This window comes from Bradyrhizobium sp. UFLA05-125, from assembly GCF_059803515.1.
The window spans coordinates 270252-293803 of record NZ_JBANBJ010000002.1 but is presented as its reverse complement, the minus strand read 5'-3'; the positions used below and the strand labels follow the sequence as shown (position 1 = coordinate 293803).

The window sequence follows — 23552 nt, the reverse complement described above, 5'->3', positions numbered from 1 at the left end:
TGCTTCAATTTGACGCCCCTCGACTTACGACTACCGCCCGAACTCGTCGCCGCGAAAGTGACGGCCGATCTGGTCGAGGACCGCGTTGACCATGCCGGTCTCCTCGCGATCGACGAAGGCGTTGGCGACGTCGACATATTCAGAGACCACGACGCGGCCCGGCACGTCCTTGCGATGCTCCAACTCGTAGGCCCCTGCCCGCAGCACCGCGCGCAGGATCGCCTCGATGCGCTTCAGAGGCCAGCCCTTCGAGAGCGCCTCGTCGATCAGGGGATCGAGCTTTTTCTGGTCACGCACGACGCCCGAGACGACGTCGCGAAAGAAGGCCGCTTCCGCCGGCAGATATTTGTCGCCTTCGACCTCGTTGCCGAGCCAATGGCTCTCGAACTCGGCGAAGATGTCATTGATGCCGGCGCCCGCAATATCCATCTGGTAGAGTGCCTGCACGGCCGCGAGCCGGGCGGCGCCGCGCCGGTTCGCCTTTTTCTCCGCCCCGCCGGGCTGTTTCTTGGTGTCGGCCATGGCTCAGGCCCGCGCCAGGCGGCGCTTGATGCGCAGCATGGCCAGCGCCGCGCGCGCAGCATCGCCGCCCTTGTCGAGCTCGCTCGCGCGCGCTCGCGCCCAGGCCTGCTCCTCATTGTTGACGGTGAGGATGCCATTGCCGAGCGGCAGCTTGCGCGCCACGGCGAGATCCATCAGCGCACGGGAAGATTCCTGCGAGACGATCTCGAAATGAATGGTGTCGCCGCGGATCACGCAGCCGAGCGCGATCACAGCATCATAGGGTTTCCCGTTGCTCGCGGCAGCATCGACTGCGATGGCCACGGCTGCCGGGATTTCCAGCGCTCCGGGAACCGTAATCACGTCATGGGTCAGGCCGGCCGCCTTCAGCTCGGCGACCGCGCCTTCCAGAAGCGCATCCTGGAGGTCGTCGTAGAAGCGCGCTTCGACAATCAGCGCACGCGCGCCCGAAATGTCGGTCTGGTCGTTCAGGGGTGCGCGCCGCGCGTCTGCCATCGTTCAATCCGTTTTACTGAGGTCGGCGCGTTATGTAGTCGCCGCAAGCGGTTAAGCCAAGTTCAAAAGACACTATCGCCGCCGCATGACGGCCGTGCCATTACTTCATTTCCGTCAGCCGCGCTGCATAGCGGGCCATCAGATCGACCTCGATATTGACCTCGTCCCCGGCGCGCCAGGCACCGATGGTTGTAACGCTGAGGGTGTGCGGGATGATCAGGACCGAAAAGGTCACGTCCTTGACCGTATTGATGGTCAAGGACACGCCATCCAGCGTGATCGAGCCCTTGGTCGCGATGAAGCGCGCAAGCTCGCGCGTGGTCTTTAGCTCGAACCGCGCCATGTCAGGCAAGTCCTCGCGGCTGAGAAGCGTCGCGATCCCGTCGGCGTGGCCTGCGACGATATGGCCGCCGAGCTCGTCACCGATTTTCAGCGCGCGCTCGAGGTTGAGCTTCGTGCCGGTCTTCCAGTGCTTGGCCGTCGTCAGCGCCAGCGTCTCCGCCGCGGCGTCGACGTCGAACCAGGTTTTGCCGCTTTCAACGCCGGAAGCCACCACCGTCAGGCAGACGCCATTGCAGGCGATCGACGCGCCATCAGCGATGGTCGCACGATCGTAGCGGCAGGCGATGCGCAAGCGATGCAACTGGCCCTGCGCCGTCGGCGTGAAGCCGACGATCTCGCCGATATCGGTGACAATGCCGGTGAACATTAAGCGCGCTCGTAGATGGTGAGAGTATCCCTGTCGAATGTTTCGCTAGCATGAATGCGATAGTATTTCGAATGCGTGACTGAGCTGAGAGGTAGTCCGTCCAAGGCCTTGACGCCATCGGTTCCTATCGTTTCAGACCCACGGAATAACCAGATCTCATCAGCAAGATCCCACGCAACAAACGACGACGCCACGTGGCTGCCGCCCTCGACCATCAGCCGCGTGATGCCCTTCTCGGCCAGCGCGTGCAGCACCGCAGGAAGATCGAACCCCGGCGTGCTGCCGGGCGGCATGCGCAGGACCTGGGCACCGGCCGCACCAAGCCGCGTAGCCGCGGCCGCTTCCGCGAGCTCGGAGCCGATCACCCAAAGCGGCGTCTCGCGCGCTGAATGAACGAGTTGGCTCGACGTCGGAATACGTAAATTGCGGTCGAGCACCACTCGTACCGGCGAGCGCGCCTCCATGCCCGGTAACCGGCACGTCAACAGCGGATCGTCCGACAGCACCGTGCCGATGCCGACCAAAATCGCGTCGCTCTGCGCGCGCAACAGGTGCACGCGGTCGCGCGCGGCCTCTCCCGTGATCGCGACCGGCTTGCCGCCGGCCGCCCCGATCTTGTCGTCGGGCGAGACCGCCAGCTTCAGGATCACATGCGGGCGCTTGTCGCGGATGCGGCGGAAATGACCGGCATGGTCGTAGGCCGCATCCGCAGCACAGAGCCCGACATCGACGCTGATGCCGGCTGCCCGCAAGCGCGCGTGGCCTTGTCCTGCGACTTCCGGATTGGGATCCTCGATCGCCGCCACCACGCGCTTGATGCCGGCCGCGATCACCGCGTCCGCGCAAGGCGGCGACTTGCCGAAATGCGAGCAGGGTTCGAGCGTGACATAGAGCGTCGCGCCACGGGCCGCCTCGCCCGCTCGTCGCAGCGCCTCCGGCTCGGCATGCGGGCGACCGCCGGGTTGCGTCCAGCCGCGCCCGACGATCACGCCGTCCTTGACGATGACGGCACCGACGGCAGGGTTCGGCCAGGTGCGCCCCTGCCCGCGCCGGCCAAGCGCCAGCGCAAGCTGCATGAAGCGGCGATCAGCATCGTTGGACTCACGGGCCTTCTGCGCGAGCTGATCCTCCAGAATGCGGAAGATCATTTGCGTATCGCGGCGAGCCGCGCTTCCTCCTCACCGGAGAGCTCGCCGAGCACGTCGGCGAAATCCTTTGCCTCGCGGAAATTGCGGTAGACGGAGGCGAAGCGCACATAGGCGACGTCGTCGAGCGTGCGCAGATGCTCCATCACCGTCTCGCCGATCACCTCCGAGGAGATCTCGGCTTCGCCGGCGGTCTCGAGCTCGCGCACGATGGCAGAAACCATCTTCTCCACCCGCTCGGGCTCAACAGGCCGCTTGCGCAAGGAGATCTGCACCGAGCGCATCAGCTTGTCGCGGTCGAACGGCACACGGCGGCCGTTGCGCTTGATCACGGTGAGTTCGCGCAGCTGCACGCGCTCGAAGGTGGTGAAGCGGAAATTGCAAGCGACGCAGATGCGCCGCCTGCGGATCACTGACGAGTCCTCGGTCGGACGCGAGTCCTTAACCTGCGTATCGAGACTGTTGCAGTTGGGACAGCGCATCCGCTTGTTATCCGGTCTTACTGGTAGATCGGGAAGCGATCGGTGAGCGCCTTGACCCGTTCCTTGATCGCGGCTTCCACCAGCGGCGCCTTGCCGTCGGAGGACTGTGCGATCGCGTTCAGGACTTCAGCGATCAAGCCGCCGACCTGCTGGAACTCGGCAACGCCGAAGCCACGCGTGGTCGCCGCCGGCGTGCCGAGGCGCAGGCCTGAGGTGACGAAAGGCGTCTCGGGGTCGAAGGGGATGCCGTTCTTGTTGCAGGTGATGGCCGCACGGACCAGCGCCTTCTCCGAGACGTTGCCCTTCAGGCCCTTCGGCCTGAGGTCAACCAGCATCAGGTGATTGTCGGTGCCGCCGGAGACGATATCGAACCCGTGGCTGCGCAGCGTTTCCGCGAGCGCCTTGGCGTTCTCGACGACGTTTTTCGCGTAGACCTTGAAGTCCGGCCGCAGCGCCTCGCCGAAGGCGACCGCCTTCGCCGCGATCACATGCATCAGCGGGCCGCCCTGGAGGCCAGGGAAGATCGCCGAGTTGAGCTTCTTGGTCAGCGTCTCGTCATTCCACAGGATCAGGCCGCCGCGCGGGCCGCGCAGCGATTTGTGCGTCGTCGTGGTGGTGACATGCGCATACGGCACCGGCGAAGCATGCACGCCACCGGCCACGAGGCCCGCGAAATGCGCCATGTCGACGAGGAGGTAGGCGCCGACGCTGTCGGCGATCTCGCGAAAACGCTTGAAGTCCCAGGCGCGCGAATAGGCCGAGCCGCCGGCGATGATCAGTTTCGGCTTGACCGTTTCGGCCTGCTTGGCCACCGCGTCCATGTCGATGATCTGGTCCTCGCGCCGCACCGTGTAGTGCGAGGCCTTGAACCACTTGCCGCTCATGTTGACGGGCGAACCGTGGGTGAGATGGCCGCCGGCGGCCAGATCAAGGCCCATGAACGTGTCGCCGGGCTGCATCAGCGCCAGGAACACGGCCTGATTCATCTGGCTGCCGGAGTTGGGCTGCACGTTGGCAAAGCTGGCACCGAACAGCCGCTTGGCGCGATCGATCGCCAGGTTCTCGGCAACGTCGACCCATTCACAACCGCCATAGTACCGCGCGCCGGGATAACCTTCCGCGTATTTGTTGGTCATCACCGAACCCTGCGCTTCCAGCACGGCCCGGCTGACGATGTTCTCGGAGGCGATCAGCTCGATCTCATGGCGCTGACGGCCGAGCTCGCCCTTGATGGCGGCGGCGATCTCCGGGTCGGCCTGCTCAACGGAGGCCGTGAAAAACGAATCGGGCGCGGAAGCGGTTTTTGCGGAAGTCATCGGCGAATATCTCCACCGCCGCAGCCTTTTTGGCGGGCTACGGTCGGTCTTGTGTGGCGGTTGGAAGCAGGCGCGATCTACCACATCGGCCCGCCCCGGCCAAGCTTTTGCGGGTCGGGGGCGATAATTATGCCAGATGTGGTGGGATACCAGCCCGGCAACTGGGGGGCATGCCTGCCCTACCCTTTCACCGCGGCATCACACCCTACTCCGGCCGGCTAGCCGATGGGTTGCAACCCAGCCGCGATCCGCCTCTCGTTGCAGAGCGTCCGATGCAGCGCGCTTGGCTGCACCGCACATTCGGGGGTGGCCAATTCGCGCCAATCCGTGGCATCAACGGTGATGCCGCAGTCGGCGAGCCAGCGCCGCCCGGTCGCAAAGCCCTCCGGATCGGAAAAGGTGTTGTCGCCGAGCATGGCCTCAGCCAAGTTACGTCCCTGCATCAGGTCGAACTGGCCTTCGGTATCGAGTTTGACGATCAACGCCGTCTCGATCGGCGTCCGTTCAGGGCCGTGCCAGTAGCCGATCATGTCCCCATCGTCGCTCGTCGCGACGAAAGTGATGAGCGCGATCAGCTCATCAATGGCCGCGACATTTGCCATGATGCGGGGATTTTGCCGATCGCTGTCGTTGAGGTAGGAGCCGGTCAGCAAAGGATAGTCGCGCCCGGGGACCAGCAGCGAATAGCGCAGCGCCTCACAGATCGGATCGATGTCGTCCTTGCCGGCGTGCGCGGCGATTTCGAGCAGAGCCCGCAGGTCGGGCGGGGCGATCTGCCCCTTCAGGATTTCCTTTTGGAACATCTGGATTTGGCGGAGTGGCATCAAGCGATCTCGGCTCTCTGTCGTTGCGTTGCCGTCGTTGGTCGCCGATGACTTCCGGGCGGTTCGATGGGCTGGCCGGGGCAGCCGCCTGCTCGACCGCGCTGGAAGGCCGGCCGCGCATGCAACCCGTTTCGGTCTGATTGCTGGTTTGGCCGCCTCTCCTCACAAACCGGTGTAACCCGCCTTCACCGGGTCGATGCTGCCGTCGAGCTCACGCAGATAGGTCAGGCCGCAGACCGTCAACCGATGAGTGTCCTTCTCGCCCGCCTCAACCAGCGTATTGAGGTAGTTCGTCACCTTGGCCCTCGCCTCGTCGCTGGCCGCAGCGGTGCGGTTGGCCAAGAGGTCATAGGTCTTCATGATGCGGTCGATGGCGGCTTCCATGGCATCCTCTGTTTGATCTGAATTTTGGGGAATGCTGTCAGGCACGCGCTTCCGCCTCGAAGGCGGCCTCGAATTTGACGATCGCCTTGTTGGCAAGCCTGATCTTGTTGAATTCGCCGTGCTGGAACAGCTGCACGATGATCTTCAGCAGCCGCTCATCGGTGACGAGCGTATCGGGGAGCGCGCCGGCTCTGCGCAGATAATTTGCGGCGATGGCATACGCCTCGCTCACAATCTCCACGTTCATAGTCTGTAGTCCACGCTCGACCAGCATCGCATGCCTCCGATCCGAAGGGGATAAGCCGCGAGCCAACGGCTAGTTCCGCAAAGACGCTGCTTTTTTTCGCAGATGCAAAAACGCAAAACGCACCGGTCCGGGCAAAGCCGGGCCGGCGCGATTGGGGAAGTTCAGGCACGTTCGAGAGGCGCGCCGGTCTTGTTTGGGGCCGGCTTTTGTCCCTCCGAAAAACTCAGAGCCGATACAGGATCTGGTCGGTCCAGAACCGCTCGAGGCGGTGCAGCGACTTGTTCAGTGTGGAGAACTCCTCGCCCGAGATGCCGCCGACCTGCTCCACCGTCTTGACGTGCTTCTGGTAGAGCGCGTCGACGATGCGGCGAACTTCCTGGCCCTGCGGGGTCAGGCGAATGCGCACCGAGCGGCGATCAACGCGCGAGCGCTGATGATCGAGGAAGCCGAGCTCGACGAGCTTCTTCAGGTTGTAGGAGACGTTGGAGCCGAGATAATAGCCGCGCGTGCGCAGCTCACCTGCGGTCAGCTCCTTGTCGCCGATGTTGTAGAGGAGCAGCGCCTGCACCGAGTTGATGTCGGCGCGGCCGCGACGATCGAATTCATCCTTGATAACGTCGAGCAGGCGGCGATGCAGCCGCTCCACCAGAGTCAAAGCTTCCAGATAGAGCGACTGCACCGAGCCCTGCTGGCCGGCGACGCGCTCTGCGGTATCTGCCGCAGTTGCGACGGCTTTCATCATGACACTTCCCCTGTTGTCGTTTTTGTCGACACTTATTCGACGAAACTTTTGTCCCGCCTGATAGCCGCAACTTAAGGGGAGGCGTTTGAAGATCAGCTTAAATAAGAGAATAAAGAGATCATGAATTTAAGACAGTGAATCGCGGATTAAGCCTGTGCAACAAGGACTTTTCGCAACCCTCTGTTGACGGTGGCAAGGTCCTGTTCACCCTCCGTCCGCACCACTTGTCGCATTCCAGAACAGCCTTGCCCTGTTTCGAAACGGGAGCGTAAGAGCTGTGGCGGATCACGCGGGATCTTCGAAAACTTGCCGCAAATTTGAAGCAACCATCGATCAACCATCGATGCGCGAAAACACACTCTGACGCGCCGCAGCGTGCAATGCTGCTGCGCAGTGCCGCCCGGACCGACAATCGTGGAAAATGGGTCTCGCACCACATCGTGGGTGCACTGCGCAAAATCAGAATTGCGGTTTGCTATGGCGGGCGCTCGCGCGCGGCCATCCAGGCGAGCGCGAGATAGGCGGCGAGCATGAAAGCTTCGACGGCAACCACGATGAGACTGCCGCCATAGATGCCGGGGAACATCAGTTCGATCACCGCCATCGACACCACCGTCGTGAGCCATACGACCGCGCCCCAGGGCGTGGCGAGCCAGAGGCCGACGGCGGCGACGAGCTCGATCACGGCGAAGTAGACGGTTGCAGCCTGCCAGGCCATCGACTGGTTCTCGAACGCATCGTCCTCGCCGCCGACGAAGCCGGTGACCTGCGCCCAGTGGTAGAGACCCTTGAGGATCGAGAGCAGCGCCATCACGCGCAGGAACAGCACGAGCCGCCGCGTCCAGACGTTCTCGTCGGACTCCGGCCGCTCGGACGACAGCGCGGCCACCGACATCGCACTGGCGCTATCTCTGGTGTTGTCCCTGGCGCTGTCGCGGCCGGCATCGCGGGTTGATATCTCGGACATAGCTCTCCTTCTGGCCGCTTCGCCAGGCAAAATCAATCGGTCTGCTCCCGGGTTGCGCAAGGTCAAGCCGCGGTGACGGGAACCATGCGAGCTGGTATAAGAATAATTCCATTCCTGCATGATCCGGACCCGGAGGGCCGAGTTAGCGCAAAGTGTGCAGCGGTTTTCCGAAAAGATCATGCTCAAACAACAACTAAGCGCGATGATGAGTCATCGCGCTGGAGATACCTACGATGGCGATCAAGTACGGACGTCCGATCGAATTGCGCGAGGTGGCGCGTGGAAGCGCGGCGGCCTCGCCGGCCCTGGATCTGACCGTCCGCCCCCGCCGCAACCGCAAGGCCGAATGGGCGCGGCGCCTGGTGCGCGAGAACGTGCTCACGACGGATGATCTGATCTGGCCGCTGTTCCTGATCGACGGCAGCAAAAAGCGCGAAGCGATTGCCTCGATGCCCGGCGTCGAAAGGCTCAGCGTCGACCAGGCAGTGCGTGAGGCCGAGCGCGCGATGAAGCTGACCATCCCCTGCCTTGCGCTATTTCCCTACACGGAAGCCTCGCTGCGCGACGAGCATGGCTCGGAAGCAACCAATCCGGATAACCTCGTCTGCCAGGCCGTGCGCGCGATCAAGAAGGAATTCCCTGACATCGGCATCCTCTGCGACGTCGCGCTCGATCCCTTCACCAGCCACGGCCATGACGGCCTGATCGCCGACGGCAGGATTTTGAACGACGAGACGGTCGCCGTGCTCGTGCGCCAGGCGCTGGTGCAGGCGGAAGCCGGCTGCGACATCATCGCGCCCTCCGACATGATGGATGGCCGCGTCGGCGCGATCCGCGAGGGGCTCGACCGTGCCGGCCTGCTCGACGTGCAGATCATGGCCTATGCGGCGAAATACGCCTCCGCCTTCTACGGCCCGTTCCGCGACGCCATCGGCTCGGCCAAGACGCTGACCGGCGACAAGCGCACCTATCAGATGGACAGCGCCAACACCGATGAGGCGTTGCGCGAAGTCGAGCTCGACATCGCCGAAGGCGCCGACATGGTGATGGTGAAGCCGGGCATGCCCTATCTCGACGTCGTGCGGCGGGTAAAGGACACTTTTGCGATGCCGACCTTCGCCTACCAGGTCTCCGGCGAATACGCGATGATCGCGGCAGCCGCCGGCAACGGCTGGCTCGACGGCGAGCGCGCGATGATGGAGAGCCTCCTCGCCTTCAAGCGCGCCGGCGCCGACGGCGTGCTGACGTATTTCGCGCCGAAGGCGGCGGAGAAGATCAAGGCGCAGAGTTAATACAACTTCCGTCATTCCGGGGCGGTCCGCAGGACCGAACCCGGAATCTCGAGATTCCGGGTTCGATGCTGGCGCATCGCCCCGGAATGACAGTGCCCAAATCACCGCCCCCGAATCGCCGGAATATTTCCGCTTGTTAATCCCCGCAGCCTTGGCAGGGGGACGGCCCGATCCCATGTGCTGCCACGGGTGTTTCCGATCGGGAGGACGGACCATGTCGTATTCGAATTCGGGCAATTCGGGTCCCAATTCGGGTCCCTGGCGCAATGACGGCGGGGTTCCGCCGCATGCCTATGATCCCTACCTCCAGCCGGAGTTGTTCCACGGCGTGGCGACGCGGCGGGTGTTCGCATTCCTGATCGACCTTATCGTGATCTCGGTCCCGGTGATCCTCGGCTACATCTTCATCGCCGTGTTCGGCGTCGTCACGCTCGGCCTCGGCTGGGCGCTGTTCTGGCTAGCCTGGCCGGCCTCGGTGATCTGGGCCGTGGTCTATTACGGCGCCTGTATCGGCGGTCCGTATTCCGCGACGGTCGGCATGCGGGTGATGGATCTGGAGTTGCGCACCTGGTACGGGGCACCCGGCTATTTCGTGCTTGGTGCCATGCATGCGGTGCTGTTCTGGGTCTCGATCTCGTTCCTGACGCCGCTCGTCGTCCTCGTCGGCCTGTTCAACGGCCGACGGCGCCTGCTGCACGATATCGTGCTGGGAACGGTCATCATCAACAACTCCGTCCGCTCGCCCGTCCCGCAGACCGCGAGAACCTACTAGCGAACCTACTAGAGCGCCTCTTAAACCACATTGTGAGCAGACCGATTGACCATGAGCCTCCGTAGCGCGATGCTGATACCCGTTTCGGAGGCCCACGACGTCCCTTGACCCAGCACTCGCGCGACACCCCCCAATTCTACCTCACGGCGCCCTCGCCCTGCCCGTACCTACCGGGCCGGCATGAGCGCAAGGTGTTTACGCACCTCGTGGGGGACCGCGCCGGCGACCTCAACGATCTCCTGACTCACGGCGGCTTCCGCCGCAGCCAGTCGATCGCCTATAGGCCCGCCTGCGACCAGTGCCGGGCCTGCGTCTCGGTCCGGGTAGTCGCCAACGAGTTCCGGCCGTCCCGCAACTTCCGCAAGGTGATGGCGCGCAACGCTGACGTCATCGGCGAGCAGCGCAGCGCGGTGCCGACCTCGGAGCAGTATTCGGTGTTCCGCGGCTATCTCGACGCCCGCCACCGCCACGGCGGCATGGCCGACATGACCGTGCTCGACTACGCCATGATGGTCGAGGACAGCCATGTCGAAACCCGCATCATCGAGTACCGCAAGCGCGGTCCCGACAGCGGCATCACCGGCCGAGGCGAGGAGCTTTTGGCGGTCGCGCTGACCGACGTGCTCAGCGACGGGCTGTCGATGGTCTATTCCTTCTTCGAGCCGAGCCAGGTCGGCCGCTCGCTCGGCACCTTCATGATCCTCGATCACATCGCCCGCGCACGGCGCCAGGGCCTGCCTTACGTCTATCTCGGCTACTGGATCGAGGGCTCCAAGAAGATGGATTACAAGGCGCGCTTCCTGCCGCAGCAGCGCCTCGCGCCCTCCGGCTGGCTGCGCATCGACGCCCAAGGTGACACGGCCTCAGAGCCGCAGGATTAGGGCTTCCGAAAAACTTCGTCCCTCAAATGGCGGACACTTCGGCCTGGTGTGATTGGGCCGACCTGGCGCCGGCACGATTGCGGACGATAAAGTCGAGCGCCGCGAGCCCGGGAAGGAAGAAGTAGCCCCCTCCGAGGGTCTGCGTGAAATACTCCAAAGAGACTTCACCGCCGCTCGGCAGGCCCGGAATGGTGAAGGTTTTCGGGCATTGTTGCGAACCCACGATCGGATCGTCCTGATTGTCGAGAGTCCCGAACCGGGGGTTTTGCACCCAGCGCTGGTGGATGAACTCGAATTGCCGCTCGAGATCCGCATTGCACGCAATGAAGAACAGGCCCTGGCTGCCCGACTTCTCGCGATAAGGACGTCCACGGCGAAGCAACCGATGCAGCTTGGATGACTTGATGCTCGATTGCACATCGACGCCCAAAGAATCTCGCGGGTTGGCCCGACGGACATGAGCTCCCTTGGGGCAAACGAAGCCGTTTGCATCCTGGACACGATAACGGAAGGCATCAGCGGCTGAATCCGATCCGGATTGGCCTTGCCATGATAGCGGCATGCCGTTCCTCCGACGCCCCATCAGCTTTTCACCGATCGTTATGCCGTTGGGGTCTTTGAACCCTTTGTTCGCATCCTCGAATGCCTTGAACTCGTCCACTTTCTGCTTGATCTGACGCACGGCCAGGTAGCTTCCGTTCAGGGTGAAGCTGCCGCTCGCGTGCGTCCATCCCTCCACGTTTGGACAGTAGGTGAGTTCGTCGTACTCATTGCGATAGCCGAGGATGAATTCGCCCGGCTCAACGACGCGATCTTCGTATAGAGCACCGGCGTCCTCCTTGGTCCGCTTCAGCGCTTTTCCGCTCTCATCCCTGAGGCCGCGGATCACCGGTTGTGCGAGACCATCGCGAAACCCAAATGGCTCGTGCAATTTGCCGTCTGCGTCGAAAAAGTCGGAGTCCTCTCCGATCTCGATGACCGAGAATGCGCTTTCATCAATCGTGGGCAGTCGCGAGGCTCGGTCCTTCCTCCTCCATTCGGCCAGCACAATATGCACCGTCTCGCCGCTGCCAGGTCCTTCGACATCTGCCCACCGCCATTGCCGATCGCCGTCTCTCAGAAGCTGGGCCCGCAACTCGCTGCCCATGCCACTGCGAAACGGCGTCGGGAACGGATGCTCGTTGCTCTCCTTGCAACCGAGTCTTGCAAGTCCCGAAAAGCTAAAGCCGATCGCCACGGCTGCATCGACAGGGTTCTTCTTCGTGTCGCCCACGTGCTTCGCACTGACGACCAAGCCAGTCTTGAGGAGCTCTGCCAGCCAAGCCCGGGCCCGGTCATCGTCGCGGATTGTCAGCAACCTGAAGCGGCTGGTGGTGAGCCAGCCGAAGCCACTCCTCATCATGCCCTGGATGTCGTGACTCTGTTCAGAGAGATTCGGCGCGTGCTTCATGTTTCGATGGCCCTCATGATCAGGTCGTCGTTTTTCTCGTTGCGCTCGCCGAACAGGGCGTCGCGCAGCCCGGTGGCGAGATTGATCTCGTCGATCGTCGCGTTGCACGCCACGAAGCGGTACAAGTTCGGAAGCATGCTGTCGCGCGCGTAGGATTTGAACTTCAGCTCACACTTCACGCCGCGGTAAATGACAAACCGCGTCGGCGGGAAACTGCGCGGCTGCGTGATGCCGGGCTGACCGTCAGCCGCCGGTGAGCGTGGGTTCAGCTCAGTCCACCGCCATGCCAGCGTCGTCCCGCTGGAAGCGCCATTGATGAAGTCGTCGAGGTAGCCGCCGAAATTCCCGTCATAATTGGAGCAGAACACGAAGCGGCGACCATTGTCGATGATGTGCCAGTGACCGAAATGGATGCCTGGCGCATCTCCCAGCAGCCCCTCCGTGAAAAACACGCGTCCAGCGAACGTCACGATGCGCAGGGCGACCCGGATGCACCACGCGCTCCACCCCTGCGGACCGCGCAAGTCCGTCAGGCTGATCATGTGCTGGATTCGGTTGACCTCTCGCGCCTCGCATCTCTCGATCGACGGGTGGATCTGCTGGGCGCGAGGAACGTCGTCTTCGAGTGGATGAAAGAACCTTTCGCTCAGCTTCGTGAACCGGCGATTGATCCAGGAAAACAACGCGCCGATGCAGAGCACCAGGATGATTGCAAAGATCGCAATGGCGCTGAGCTGCCATCCGGGAAGATTCGGGATCCAGGGCTCGATCGTGCCCGCGAGCCAGCTCGGGGCGAACGTGTAGGCAAGGGCGCCCGCAATGACGGCCGCGACCAGGGGCACGCCGATAAGCCAGCCGGCGATATAGGTGGCCAACGATGAGATCGTTTCTGTCGGACGTTCGAGCTCACGCTGAATGCTTTTCAGCCAGCGCCTCCACGGCTGGAACAGCGCCGGCAGCGCAACCAGGAACAGCCACGCGAGCAAGACGAGCGCAACTAACGCCAGTAGACCACGCCCGCTCACCTCCAGCAGCCCCTGGCTCACCTTGCTTACGGCGTTGAGAATGGACTGGATGATGGGATGCGGTTCTCCGAAGAACCAGACGTCGAACCTCATCAACCCCCTCGACAGCGCGCCAACCACCCAGACGGTGACGAACCAGAGAACGACCGCGCCCACCGGATACTTGAGCTTGGCGCCGATGCCTGCGCCCTTGCCGCGCCAATAGGATCGCGGTGCAGGCTCGGCCGCCCACTCGAAGCGAGGATTCGTGTATGCCCATCGTGCCAGCGCCAGGGCGAACGCGGTGCGATCATTGCCGTATTTCGGCTTCAGCGACCGCGCTTCGTTTCGCGTCTGCTCGAGCAGATCCCCCTCCATCTGGATCTGCCGAACCGACCGGTCGCGGGCGCCAACGAAGGCGCCATCGGCGATGCTGTGGCACTCCATCAGCCGATCGAGCAATTGCTGCTTGTGCTGATCTGTCAGCTCTTCGACATTTGGGAAATACATGCTGCCGAACAGCGACCACATCGCGCCGCCGGCATGGTAGATGAGCCGATACAACAGGTCGTACGGGCTGAGGCCCTCCTCGACGGCAAGCTCGAGCATCAGCGACGGCCGCTGGTCCGCCGCATCGGCCATCGCCGGCAGGAGACCGATCGATGCGAAGTGCACCACCGCCGCGTCCTTGAACAGATCATTCAGCGCGCTGGAAATGGGCTCTGAAATTTCGCCTCCGCCGGGCCAGCCTGGCGCAACGATGCAGATCATCTGCTGCCGGACAATCTCGAGCATGGCTGTCCTTCTCCGCTTGCTTACGCGATCCGCATGCGCATGCACGCCATTAGCGGCCCGTCGTACACGATGGCTTTGCCTTCATCGCGCGCCAGCTGCAGCCCGGGCAGGGTCAGCAAGCCGATCAGCGCGCTCGTCAGGATCTCGACTGCGTAGTCCCTGGCCGGACATTGGCGGTAGCCATATCCGAACATCAGATACCGCAAGGCATGTTCGTTGCCCCAATTGCGATGCGGGCAAAACTTGCCGGCGTCAGGAACCGCGGTTGAATCGAAGAGGGCAGCGATCGACAAGAGCGAGACCTTCCCGCCGCCTGGACATTTGGCATTGCGCCGCGCGCCCGTCTCGACTTCGGTATCCCGCGGCACATCGCGCGCAAGCAGCGGAAAGATCGGACGGAAGCGCATCAGCTCGAGCACATGGTCGCGCACGACGTTGCGGAAACTGGCGTCGGTCCAGACGGACGCGCCAAGACTTTTGGCATGCGATCTTAGCTGTTCGTAGACCTTCGGCCGTCCCAGGAGCTCCTGCACGGCAAGAGCGCCTGACTGCACCGTGACCGGATGCGAGATCCAGGCAAGGCCCACCGCGTTTCGTTCAATGTTCGCAGTGGAGCTTGTGACACCCCACGCCGTGCCGACGGAGCCGGTTACGCGACCGATCCGCGCCTGCAGCGCATCACCACAGGTTTCCGCCCGCCGCCGAACCCCTAATGTCGCCAAGCTGCCGGCCAAGAGCTGCCCAGCGACATATCGGATTTCCAGGAGATATTGTCGTTGCAGGCCTTGATCGACATTGCCTTGCGCGGCTCCGGTCGCCGAGCCCGCAACCACGGCGCCCGTTGCCGTTCCAAACAGAGGCCGCATGGCATGAAACACGACCCACATCAGGTAATCATCGATCAGATCGAAGGCGCCCGCTCCGGGTTGGCTCAGAGTATTGATCCGCCGCTGGGCCTCGGCATCAGAGTCGACCGGAACCTTCAGAGCGGCCAAGCGCTCATGGACCAGATCCCTGTCGGCTTCGTAGGTGGGACCTGGATCCATGCCGATCAGATAGGTCCCGGAGACCATGTTGGCCTCGTGCGCGGTGTTGGAAAAGCTTCGCGTTCTTGTCAGCACACCTTTGACTGCGCTGGCGCGGGCCACCATGCTGCCGCCCAACGAGGGCCAGCGCCTAAGCAAAGCGCCGAACGCGCGCAGGACGATGATGTGACGATTGAGCCAGCAAAAGGCGCCATAGGAGAGATTGCGGGCTCCCGGCGACAAGGCATCGGGTTCATACATCGAGAGTTTCATGCTGGGTGCCAATCCTCTTGTCGCTTTGCAAGCGCTGCAACGGCGCGCTTCTGGTAGTAGGGCATGCCGAGACGACGCGCCGCCTCGGATGTCTGTGCGAAGCACGCTTCGGCCGCTGGCTCGTCGCCCGCGCGCCGCAGCGTCACGGCCAGTTCGTAAAGGGCTTCCGTCCGGTGCCCGTACTGTTCGCCCGCCTGGTCGACTGCCTTGCGTCCGGTGCTGATCGCATCGTCCAGCCGTCCGAGCGCGCGATAGGCAATACCGAGGCCGACACGCATGAACGTCCTGCCGTAAGGATTGGCCGCGTCGTAGATGCGGTCAGCGAAGCCCTTCTCCAGCACCGAGACCGCTTCGGAGGCCTTGCCATTGCGCGCAAGCGCAATGCCGAGCACTCCGCAGCAAGCCGCCAGCGTGGTCGGCACCTTGTGCGCGATGCATTGCTGCACGGCCGTGCGCATCAAGGCCTCCGCACTATCGAGTTCCTCCTCCTCGACCCAGATCTGTGCCTGGACCGTGTCGACTATCAGACGCGAATACGGATGATCGACCTTGGACAAAATCTCATAGGCGCGAGCGCAGACCTCGTGCCCGGCTTCGCAATCGCCAAGGCGCCATAGCGTGCTGGCATGGAATGCGTACAGGTTGATGATGGGGATGACAGCCCATCCGGGTTGGACGTAGTGCTCAGCCAACTCAGGCGCGTAGTCGGCCAGCAGGACACGGCCTTCCGCGGCCGCCTCCGAATACCGCCCGAGAGCGTGAAAGTGCAGGAGGCGCGCCTGACGCGCCGCCATCGCCATGTGGCGACGTTGGGCAAGGCGGGCCGCTTCCAGGCCGTGCGTGGCATGCCGCAGCCCCTGTTCGAAGCGTCCGCGCATCCACAGAAACACCGCCGTCTGCGTCGAAACCGATGCGCGCGCGGGTTGGTCGTCCAACTGTGCGGCAAGGGTCTCGGCGCGCTCCATATTGCTGAAGATCTCGTCGATGTGCCCGAGCGCCATCATGGCGCCGATGGCTTCCAGCCGGAGCGCAAGTTCAAGGCCCTGCGCAGTCCGCGTGCCGCCGGCGCGGCGAGCTGCCTCGATGCCCATTTCGAACAGTTGCAGGGCTTCCTGATTGGCCGAGCGCGAGATGGCCCGCGCCATCGACTTCACGCCGTATCTTGCCGCATGCTCCCATTCCTCGCCCTTGAAGGCGTGATGGGCCAGAGCTGGCGCGGCATCGGCGTCCTCGGCACCGGGCTGCGACTGCAAGGCGAGGAAGGCGAGCCGATGCAGCGCCTTGAGGCGGGCGCGCGTCAGCGCTCCGAGCACGACGTCTCTGACCAGCGCATGACGGAACACGAATGCGTGCTGCTCCAGCGGACGCCCCGTGGAATCGGGGCTCGTCAGCAAGCCGGACGAGACGCAAAGACCAAGCAACTCCTCGGTCCGCGCGAGGTCTTCGTCCTGCATGGCGGCGATCAGCTCTCGCGTGATGGGATCGCCGAGAACGCTCGCCGCCTCCAGGGCCGACTTCGCAGCAGCCGGCAACCTGTCGACCCGCGCCCCGATCACGGCGGCGATTGAGCCCGGGACCCGCAACTCACCGCGGTGCCGCTGCAAACGATAGGCGCCCGGCGTTCCCTCCAGCGATCCGTCATCGATCAGCGTGATGACCAGTTGCTCCATGAAGAAGGGATTACCGTCGGCACGGCGAACCAGCTCGCTGGTCACCTCAAGCAGCGAAGGATCATCGCCGAGCAAGGCCCGCGCGAGGGCAAGCATCTCCACGTCGCGCAGGGGCTCGACCACGTGCTCGGCGAACCACGCCGTCTGCCCCCATTGATGCTCGAAATCCGGACGGTAGCTGACGCAGATCAGGACCGGCAGCCCCTGGAGCCGCGGCAACAAGGCCTCGAACAGCCGCCGGCTGTCCCGGTCGGCCAGAAACACGTCCTCGAGCACCAGCACGAACGGACCTGCCCGGACGCGCTGGCGAACGAGCCACAGCAGCGCCTCGCCGATACGGCGCCGCCTTTGCGCCGGATTCAGCGCCAGCCAAGCTTCGTTCGGCGCAGCCAGCCCGAGCAGATCGTTCAAAGCCGAGAGGTGGTCGGCGCCTTCTGCCGGCCATTTCGCGAGCTGGGCCTGCACAGCGGTCTGCTTGACGCCGGTCGCGCTCGTGCGAGGCAACTCCAACAGACTTGCGATCAGGTCAGCCGCAGTGTTGTAGGCTCTCGTACTCGCATAGCCTCTCGCCTGCGCGACGCACAGGTTCACACCGTGGCCAGCGAGAGCGGCTGTCCAATCGCCGATCAGGCGGGACTTTCCGATGCCGGCATCACCGCGCAGCCCAACGGTCCGCATGGTCCCCGTCATGGCCGTTTCGAGCTCGCTCGCCAGCACCGTCAGCAATTCCTGACGTCCGACCATCGGCGCCCAGCGCTGCTTTCGCGTCAACGGCGCGGCCGCCGAGCTTTCGGTCTCGACCACGACTTCATGAAGTTCGATCGGGGCGGCCAATCCGCGCACGGGCCTTATTCCGACCGGCCGTGTGTCGATCTGCTGCGCGACCAGGCGCTGCGTCGCCGCGCTGATCAAGATGCCGCCCGGCGGCGACAGCTTCTCCAGCCGCGATGCGATGTGGATCGTCTGGCCGTCCGCACCGTAATGCGACCACTGGTACTGTCCGACGATACCGACCAGGACCTCACCGGAGTTGATACCGATGCGCAGCGTCGGGCTGGCGACGCCTTGCGCTTCGTGGCCGGGAATGGTCGCCCTCTGCATCTTCAGAGCGGCCATGCAGGCTCGCAAGGCGTGATCTTCCTGTGCCCGGGGCGCGCCGAACAATGCAACGAGGCCGTCTCCAAGCAATTGGCTGACCGTGCCTCCAAAGGTTTCGACCGCGTCAGCAAGCAGGTCGAGCGTCCTGCCGAGGTAGTTCCGGGATTCCTCGGGGTCCGCGTGCTGCAACAACGAGGTCGAGTCGCAGACGTCGACGAACAGCACGCTCACCTGCTTGTTCTCGGTCAGCAGTTGCGCCCGCGCGCTGGGATGTTGCGCGGCGGATCGCGCCTCGCGCTCCGTTGCGCCTGAGGTTGAGGGCCCGGAAGACTTGTCGGCGGCACGGTTGAGGCCGGCGCCGCATTGCGAGCAGAATCGGTGCTCAAGTTCAACTCGGGCGGAGCAAGCAGGACACCTGGTCACGGCACTACGCACTCATCAATGGCTTCAACGAATAACCGACGCTCATCCGCATGATCATCGTCTCTTGAGGACGTGAACCTGCGCGCAAATAGAGTGGCGGGAAGCCTGACCAACGTGGCGAAAAGTCTTCCCGCGGGTAACAATCAAGACGTCGATATGCGCTTCGCGCGGCATATCCATGCTAGGCAGGTGCCAATTTCAAAAATGCCGGCACCTCATGCAAACGAATAAATTTGTGTCCTGCCCTATGAGGCGCGAGGCCAATCTTGCCCCCGAGCCGTCTGAATCAAACCAATGGATTCAAACCAAAGGTCCTGCGCCGACGAAGTTGCGCGTTGCCGACGAACATGTGTCTGATGAAGCGCGCTTGACGCGCTCATCTCAGCGCATCATTCCGCGGCGGATGAAAACCATCTTGAAAAAACCAACGCCATTATATGCCCCTATCAAAAATTGAATTCATTATACGCGCCTAGCCAAAATTGAAAAGAACGAATCCGTAAAAGCCCGGGGCCCAGGGATCTGGTCGCGAACCAAGCTCAATTATTCCGTCTAATGGCCGAATACGTTCCGGTTTCTCGCCTTTTGAGGGCTCTTTCGCGCGGGCGACGGTATCCCCGGGTTTCCGCACCGGCTGATCTTCCGGGGGAGTATGCCCCGCCCTCACCCGAACAGCGTATCGAATAGCAACTTAAGGTTGAGAGCGACAATGGCGCCTGCCACGATCCAGGCAATCGCGGCGACGCTGCGGGAAATCGCGAACTTGCCCATCTTGCGTCGGTCAGAGACAAAGCGCACCAGCGGAATGACCGCGAAGGGAAGCTGCATGGACAGCACGACCTGGCTGAACACCAGGAGCTGCCCGGTGCGCTGCTCGCCGTAGAGTGCGGTGACGACGATCACCGGAACGATCGCGATGCCGCGCGTGAGCAGCCGGCGCGCCCAGCTTGGCAGGCGCAAGTCGAGAAAGCCTTCCATCACGATCTGGCCGGCGAGCGTCGCGGTCACAGTGGAGTTGAGGCCGGAGGCGAGCAGCGCCACCGCGAACAAGGTCGAGGCGATGCCAAGTCCGAGCAGCGGCGACAGCAGCTCGAAGGCCTGGCTGATCTCGGCGACGTCGGAATGGCCGCTTTTGTGGAAGGTCGCGGCAGCGACCACCAGGATCGCGGCGTTGATGAAAAGCGCCAGCATCAGCGCCACCGTGGAGTCGGTCGTCGCCCATGTGATCGCCTCGCGCCGGCCTTCGTCCGTCCGCTCATAGGCGCGGGTCTGCACGATCGAGGAGTGCAGATAGAGATTATGCGGCATCACGGTGGCACCGATGATGCCGATCGCGATATAGAGCATCTCGGGATTGGTGAATATCTCCGTCCGCGGCGCAAATCCGCGGATCACCTCCGCTACCGGCGGCGCCGCCGCGGCGATCTGGATCGCAAAGCAGACCGCGATCACGACGAGCAGCGCCATCACGAAGGCCTCGAGGAAACGAAAGCCGCGGTTCATCAGAAGCAGCAGGAGGAAAGCATCGAGCGCAGCGATCAGCGCGCCGCCGATCAGGGGAATGCCGAACAGCAGCTTGAGAGCGATGGCCGTGCCGATCACCTCGGCAAGATCGCAGGCGATGATCGCCGCCTCGCAGGCCAGCCACAGCAGCCAGTTCACCGCCGGCGAGTAGGTCGCGCGGCAGGCCTGCGCGAGATCGCGATCGGTGACGATGCCGAGCCTTGCGGCGAGCGACTGGAGCAGGATCGCCATCAGGTTCGACAGCAGGATGACCGAGAGCAGCGTGTAGCCAAACTTCGACCCGCCGGCGAGGTCGGTCGCCCAGTTGCCGGGATCCATGTAGCCGACCGAGACGAGATAGCCGGGGCCGACAAAGGCGAGGAGCCGGCGCCACCACGCCGCGGCGGCTGGGATCGCGACGGTGCCGTTCACCTCGGCAAGGCTCTTGATGGTAGGCGCGTCAGTGCGCCAGCCTGCTGCGTCCTGGGTCAGATCGGGTGATCGGGCATCCATGGACAGGAAGAATACCGAACTCGGCTCTTATTGCAACTCATTTGCAACTGCATCTAGCCGGAATGGTTCCCGGGGATGAGCCCGTGACCGGGATTGTCGGGAAGCGGGTGGGTTTGGCCGCCCTTCGGGACGAATACTGGCCTCCAGATCGACTTTCAGGAAATGACCGATGTCAGCGACCCCTCGCCTCCCGGACACGTTCAACCGCCTCGCCTGGTCCAATCTCGCGGCGCAATCGGCGGAACAAATCGCGCTGGCAGCCGCCCCCATCGTCGCGGTGCTGACGCTGGGCGTGGCCGAAGGCCAGACCGGCCTGCTCCAGACCGCTCTCACCCTGCCATTCGTGCTGTTCGCGATTCCGGCGGGCCTGCTCGCCGACCGCATCTCGCGGCGCGCGCTGATGGCCGGCGCCGAGGCGCTGCGGGCCGCGGCGCTCGCGGCCATCGTGATCCTGATTGTGCTCGGCGCACTCAACCTGCCGCTGCTCGCAGCGCTCGGCTTTGCCGCGGTCTGTGGCACGGTCGTCTACAGCGTGGCGGCGCCCGCGCTGGTGCCCTCGCTGGTCGGACCGGAACTGCTGCCTGCCGCGAATGCGCGAATTGAGCTTGCGCGCACCATCGCGTTTGCGAGCGGTCCCGCACTCGGCGGCGCGCTGGTCGGCTGGCTTGGCGCCAGCCCGGCCTTCGGCTTTGCCGCCGCTCTTTCTGCGATCGCCGTCGTGCTGCTCGCCGGCCTCTACGAGCCAGCGCGCGCAAATCTGCCGCGACGGCACCCGTTCCAGGAGATCCGCGAGGGCGCTGCCTTCGTCTTCCATCACCCGCTGCTGCGTCCGGTGTTCGTCACCCAGTTCATCTTCAACACAGGCTGGTTCCTCCAGCTTGCGGTGTTCGTTCCCTACGCGGTGCGCCACCTCGGCCTGTCCGCGACCGGCGTCGGTGTGGTGCTCGCGATGTATGGAGTCGGCATGGTGATCGGCGCATTGGTCGCGACGCGAGTGATGCGGCGCCTCGCCTTCGGCACGGTGGTCGGACTTGGACCGGTAACCGGGTTCGTTGCAGCCCTCGTGATGGCGCTGACGGTGCTGGTACCCGCGGCATGGCTGCCGGCGTTGAGCTTCTTTCTGCTCGGCGTCGGCCCGATCCTCTGGGTGATCTCGACCACGACGCTGCGCCAATCGGTGACGCCGCCGCGCCTGCTCGGCCGTGTCTCCGCCATCAACATCATGAGCTACGGCGCACGCCCGCTCGGCTCGGCGCTGGGTGCGATGGTCGGCGGATTTTATGGCGCGGAGGCGTGCCTCTATCTCGCAGCCGCGATCTTCGCGGTGCAGGCGCTGGTGATCTGGCTCTCGCCGGCGGTCGCGCTGGACCGGCAGCCGGAGATGGTCCAGGACGGTGCCGTGCCGCGCGCTTGCTGATCGGGCCCGGGCGGAAGACGGTTACTCGTTTATCGATAGAAGGCTCGCGCCAGACGCGCAATCGCCGGCGCAATGATGTGGCGCGGATAACCGCTGAAGCCCAGCATCAGCGCCGATTGCGCCGGCGCCTCAACGTAGAGGCGGCTCATCGCGCGAACGACGACGCCGTGCTCGCGCGCCTGCCGTTCGATCGTCACGTCCGACACTCCCGGTCGCGTGTAGGCGACCAGATGCATCCCCTGGTCCGGTGGTTCGACGCTCAGGTGGTCGGCCAGCCGGCGCCTGAGAGCCGCGACGAGCGCATCTCGCTGAAGGCGGTACACCTCCCGCATTCTGCGGATGTGAGCCGCAAAATGACCCTCCTCCATGAAGGCGGCGACGACCGCCTGGCAGAGGCTCGACGGCTGGCGGTCCATCAGATAGCGCGCGGCGACGAAGTTCCGCATGAGTGAATCCGGCACGACTGCGTAGCCGAGCCGAAGTCCCGGGAAGAGCGCCTTGTTGAGAGTTCCGACGTAAATCACGCGCCCGGCCTCATCGAGGCCCTGAAGCGAGGCGAGTGGCCGGCCGCCGTAGCGGAATTCGCTGGCGTAGTCGTCCTCGAAGATCCAGGCGCCCGACTCTCGGGCCCAGCCAAGCAGTTCGAGGCGGCGTGCCATCGACAGCGGCACGCCCCTGGGAAACTGATGCGAGGCCGTTATGAACACCGCGCGTGCTTTGGGCGCGCGACGAATGCCCTCGGCGACGTTCAGGCCGTGCTGATCAACCGGGATGGGACAAACCTTCGCGCCTGCCGCGACCAGCGCAAGACGGGTCAAGCTGTAGCCGGGATCTTCGATCCAGACCTCCTTGTCCGGCCCCGGCATGATGCGGGCCACGATGTCCACGGCTTGTTGCGTGCCTGCAGTGAGCACGATCCGGTCCGGCTCGCAGCGCACTCCGCGGGCGGCCTCAAGATAATCGCAGAGCGACTTGCGCAGCTCCGGCAAGCCGCGTGGATCGCCATAGCCGAGATGATGCCGCTCAAACGAGCGCAGCGTGCGCGCGGTGAGCTTGCGCCACAATTCGGCGCTACGCGCGTCCAGCAAGGTCCGCCCCAGGTTGAAGGGACGTTCATCGTCTCGCGCCGTCACGTCGACGAAATCGCCAAGCTCCGCGAAGGTGGCGACGGCCGATGCAGGCCGCACCTTTCGGCCCTGAAAGGCCGCGAACGGTTCAGGAAGATCGAAGGCAACGTAGGTCCCGGCGCCTCTCTTGCCGACGGCATAGCCCTCGGCAAGAAGCTGCTCGAAAGCCGAGACGATTGCGGAGCGCGAAACGCTTAGTTGCGTTGCGAGCTCGCGTGTCGAGGGCAGCTTGGTCGCGGGACGGAGCGCTCCCGACAAGATCGCCGATCGCAGCCGCAGATAAATCTGGCGGAATACGGGCGTATCTGCCGCGCGATCCACCTCGAACGCATAAAGCTCTGCCCAGCTTTGCCGGCTCTTCACGTGTCCTTCCCCAACTGTGCACCGCAGGTGGTATGCCTCAACGAGACCAAGTGGATCTTTCCATAAGACCACAAAATATCCTATCCAATTTCGGATAACGAGGAAATTCCCGT

At 63.8% G+C, this 23552-nt stretch carries 21 protein-coding genes; 4 read left to right on the top strand and 17 right to left on the bottom strand.

The window, feature by feature from the left end; translation table 11 throughout:
- Window positions 1-30: 30 nt before the first annotated feature.
- The 11 genes from nusB to SO156_RS04765 form a co-directional block, all read right to left on the bottom strand.
- Window positions 31-522: a transcription antitermination factor NusB gene (gene nusB / locus SO156_RS04815; RefSeq protein WP_458146140.1), complete on the bottom strand. Its 492-nt coding sequence runs from the start codon at window positions 520-522 to the stop codon at window positions 31-33.
- Between the two features lie 3 nt (window positions 523-525).
- The gene (ribH, locus tag SO156_RS04810; RefSeq protein ID WP_458146139.1) at window positions 526-1017 is read right to left on the bottom strand and encodes a 6,7-dimethyl-8-ribityllumazine synthase; all 492 of its coding nucleotides are present in this window, start codon (window positions 1015-1017) and stop codon (window positions 526-528) included.
- A 100-nt stretch (window positions 1018-1117) separates the two neighbouring features.
- Window positions 1118-1726 (bottom strand): riboflavin synthase, encoded by a 609-nt coding sequence (locus SO156_RS04805; protein ID WP_458146138.1) that lies wholly within the window; start codon window positions 1724-1726, stop codon window positions 1118-1120.
- Window positions 1726-2874, bottom strand: a complete 1149-nt coding sequence (gene ribD / locus SO156_RS04800; RefSeq protein ID WP_458146137.1) for a bifunctional diaminohydroxyphosphoribosylaminopyrimidine deaminase/5-amino-6-(5-phosphoribosylamino)uracil reductase RibD — start codon at window positions 2872-2874, stop codon at window positions 1726-1728. The genes SO156_RS04805 and ribD overlap by 1 nt, the downstream gene beginning before the upstream one ends.
- Window positions 2871-3353, bottom strand: a complete 483-nt coding sequence (gene nrdR, locus SO156_RS04795) for a transcriptional regulator NrdR (protein WP_027522895.1) — start codon at window positions 3351-3353, stop codon at window positions 2871-2873. The genes ribD and nrdR overlap by 4 nt, the downstream gene beginning before the upstream one ends.
- Window positions 3354-3370: 17 nt before the next feature.
- A complete protein-coding gene (gene glyA, locus SO156_RS04790) occupies window positions 3371-4669 on the bottom strand; it encodes a serine hydroxymethyltransferase (RefSeq protein ID WP_498534010.1) in 1299 nt (432 codons plus the stop codon).
- Between the two features lie 218 nt (window positions 4670-4887).
- A complete protein-coding gene (locus SO156_RS04785; RefSeq protein WP_458146135.1) occupies window positions 4888-5493 on the bottom strand; it encodes a hypothetical protein in 606 nt (201 codons plus the stop codon).
- A gap of 162 nt (window positions 5494-5655) precedes the next feature.
- Window positions 5656-5877 carry a hypothetical protein gene (locus SO156_RS04780; protein WP_458146134.1) on the bottom strand — a complete coding sequence of 74 codons (222 nt, stop codon included), beginning with the start codon at window positions 5875-5877 and terminating at the stop codon, window positions 5656-5658.
- Window positions 5878-5914: 37 nt separating this feature from the next.
- On the bottom strand, window positions 5915-6151 hold the full coding sequence (locus SO156_RS04775; RefSeq protein ID WP_458146133.1) for a hypothetical protein: 237 nt from the start codon (window positions 6149-6151) through the stop codon (window positions 5915-5917).
- A gap of 196 nt (window positions 6152-6347) precedes the next feature.
- Window positions 6348-6866: a transcriptional regulator LdtR gene (gene ldtR / locus SO156_RS04770; RefSeq protein WP_027522899.1), complete on the bottom strand. Its 519-nt coding sequence runs from the start codon at window positions 6864-6866 to the stop codon at window positions 6348-6350.
- 475 nt (window positions 6867-7341) lie between these two features.
- Window positions 7342-7833, bottom strand: coding sequence for a DUF6163 family protein (locus SO156_RS04765; RefSeq protein WP_458146132.1), 492 nt, complete (start codon window positions 7831-7833; stop codon window positions 7342-7344).
- 233 nt (window positions 7834-8066) lie between these two features.
- Between SO156_RS04765 and hemB the strand changes: the two genes are divergently transcribed.
- From hemB to SO156_RS04750, 3 genes are all read left to right on the top strand, one after another.
- Window positions 8067-9125, top strand: a complete 1059-nt coding sequence (hemB, locus tag SO156_RS04760; RefSeq protein ID WP_498534009.1) for a porphobilinogen synthase — start codon at window positions 8067-8069, stop codon at window positions 9123-9125.
- A gap of 214 nt (window positions 9126-9339) precedes the next feature.
- A complete protein-coding gene (locus tag SO156_RS04755; protein ID WP_458146130.1) occupies window positions 9340-9897 on the top strand; it encodes an RDD family protein in 558 nt (185 codons plus the stop codon).
- 104 nt (window positions 9898-10001) lie between these two features.
- Entirely contained in the window at window positions 10002-10778 is a 777-nt protein-coding gene (locus SO156_RS04750) for an arginyltransferase (RefSeq protein WP_284263080.1), read from the top strand.
- A 22-nt stretch (window positions 10779-10800) separates the two neighbouring features.
- On the opposite strand, the gene SO156_RS04745 is transcribed toward SO156_RS04750, so the two are convergent.
- The 5 genes from SO156_RS04745 to SO156_RS04725 form a co-directional block, all read right to left on the bottom strand.
- Complete coding sequence (locus tag SO156_RS04745; protein WP_498534008.1) at window positions 10801-12228, bottom strand: Dyp-type peroxidase; 1428 nt, start codon at window positions 12226-12228, stop codon at window positions 10801-10803.
- Window positions 12225-14027: a hypothetical protein gene (locus SO156_RS04740; RefSeq protein ID WP_498534007.1), complete on the bottom strand. Its 1803-nt coding sequence runs from the start codon at window positions 14025-14027 to the stop codon at window positions 12225-12227. The genes SO156_RS04745 and SO156_RS04740 overlap by 4 nt, the downstream gene beginning before the upstream one ends.
- Before the next feature lie 20 nt (window positions 14028-14047).
- Window positions 14048-15325: a cytochrome P450 gene (locus SO156_RS04735; RefSeq protein WP_458146126.1), complete on the bottom strand. Its 1278-nt coding sequence runs from the start codon at window positions 15323-15325 to the stop codon at window positions 14048-14050.
- Window positions 15322-18324 carry an ATP-binding protein gene (locus tag SO156_RS04730; RefSeq protein WP_498534006.1) on the bottom strand — a complete coding sequence of 1001 codons (3003 nt, stop codon included), beginning with the start codon at window positions 18322-18324 and terminating at the stop codon, window positions 15322-15324. Before SO156_RS04730 ends, SO156_RS04735 begins: the two co-directional genes overlap by 4 nt.
- A gap of 855 nt (window positions 18325-19179) precedes the next feature.
- The gene (locus SO156_RS04725) at window positions 19180-20532 is read right to left on the bottom strand and encodes an Nramp family divalent metal transporter (protein WP_498534005.1); all 1353 of its coding nucleotides are present in this window, start codon (window positions 20530-20532) and stop codon (window positions 19180-19182) included.
- 169 nt (window positions 20533-20701) lie between these two features.
- On the opposite strand from SO156_RS04725, the gene SO156_RS04720 reads away from it, so the two are divergent.
- Complete coding sequence (locus SO156_RS04720) at window positions 20702-21949, top strand: MFS transporter (RefSeq protein WP_498534004.1); 1248 nt, start codon at window positions 20702-20704, stop codon at window positions 21947-21949.
- Between the two features lie 29 nt (window positions 21950-21978).
- Here SO156_RS04720 and pdxR read toward each other — a convergent pair whose 3' ends face one another.
- Window positions 21979-23439, bottom strand: coding sequence for a MocR-like pyridoxine biosynthesis transcription factor PdxR (gene pdxR, locus SO156_RS04715; protein WP_498534003.1), 1461 nt, complete (start codon window positions 23437-23439; stop codon window positions 21979-21981).
- Between the last annotated feature and the right edge of the window lie 113 nt (window positions 23440-23552).

Coding starts and splice junctions, on each gene's coding strand:
- SO156_RS04785 (WP_458146135.1), bottom strand. CDS start 5,493: ATGCCACTCCGCCAAATCCAGATGTTCCAAAAGGAAATCCTGAAGGGG.
- SO156_RS04765 (WP_458146132.1), bottom strand. CDS start 7,833: ATGTCCGAGATATCAACCCGCGATGCCGGCCGCGACAGCGCCAGGGAC.
- SO156_RS04725 (WP_498534005.1), bottom strand. CDS start 20,532: ATGGATGCCCGATCACCCGATCTGACCCAGGACGCAGCAGGCTGGCGC.
- hemB (WP_498534009.1), top strand. CDS start 8,067: ATGGCGATCAAGTACGGACGTCCGATCGAATTGCGCGAGGTGGCGCGT.
- SO156_RS04735 (WP_458146126.1), bottom strand. CDS start 15,325: ATGAAACTCTCGATGTATGAACCCGATGCCTTGTCGCCGGGAGCCCGC.
- nrdR (WP_027522895.1), bottom strand. CDS start 3,353: ATGCGCTGTCCCAACTGCAACAGTCTCGATACGCAGGTTAAGGACTCG.
- SO156_RS04805 (WP_458146138.1), bottom strand. CDS start 1,726: ATGTTCACCGGCATTGTCACCGATATCGGCGAGATCGTCGGCTTCACG.
- ribH (WP_458146139.1), bottom strand. CDS start 1,017: ATGGCAGACGCGCGGCGCGCACCCCTGAACGACCAGACCGACATTTCG.
- SO156_RS04720 (WP_498534004.1), top strand. CDS start 20,702: ATGTCAGCGACCCCTCGCCTCCCGGACACGTTCAACCGCCTCGCCTGG.
- ribD (WP_458146137.1), bottom strand. CDS start 2,874: ATGATCTTCCGCATTCTGGAGGATCAGCTCGCGCAGAAGGCCCGTGAG.
- SO156_RS04780 (WP_458146134.1), bottom strand. CDS start 5,877: ATGGAAGCCGCCATCGACCGCATCATGAAGACCTATGACCTCTTGGCC.
- SO156_RS04740 (WP_498534007.1), bottom strand. CDS start 14,027: ATGCTCGAGATTGTCCGGCAGCAGATGATCTGCATCGTTGCGCCAGGC.
- SO156_RS04755 (WP_458146130.1), top strand. CDS start 9,340: ATGTCGTATTCGAATTCGGGCAATTCGGGTCCCAATTCGGGTCCCTGG.
- SO156_RS04775 (WP_458146133.1), bottom strand. CDS start 6,151: ATGCTGGTCGAGCGTGGACTACAGACTATGAACGTGGAGATTGTGAGC.
- glyA (WP_498534010.1), bottom strand. CDS start 4,669: ATGACTTCCGCAAAAACCGCTTCCGCGCCCGATTCGTTTTTCACGGCC.
- ldtR (WP_027522899.1), bottom strand. CDS start 6,866: ATGATGAAAGCCGTCGCAACTGCGGCAGATACCGCAGAGCGCGTCGCC.
- nusB (WP_458146140.1), bottom strand. CDS start 522: ATGGCCGACACCAAGAAACAGCCCGGCGGGGCGGAGAAAAAGGCGAAC.
- SO156_RS04745 (WP_498534008.1), bottom strand. CDS start 12,228: ATGAAGCACGCGCCGAATCTCTCTGAACAGAGTCACGACATCCAGGGC.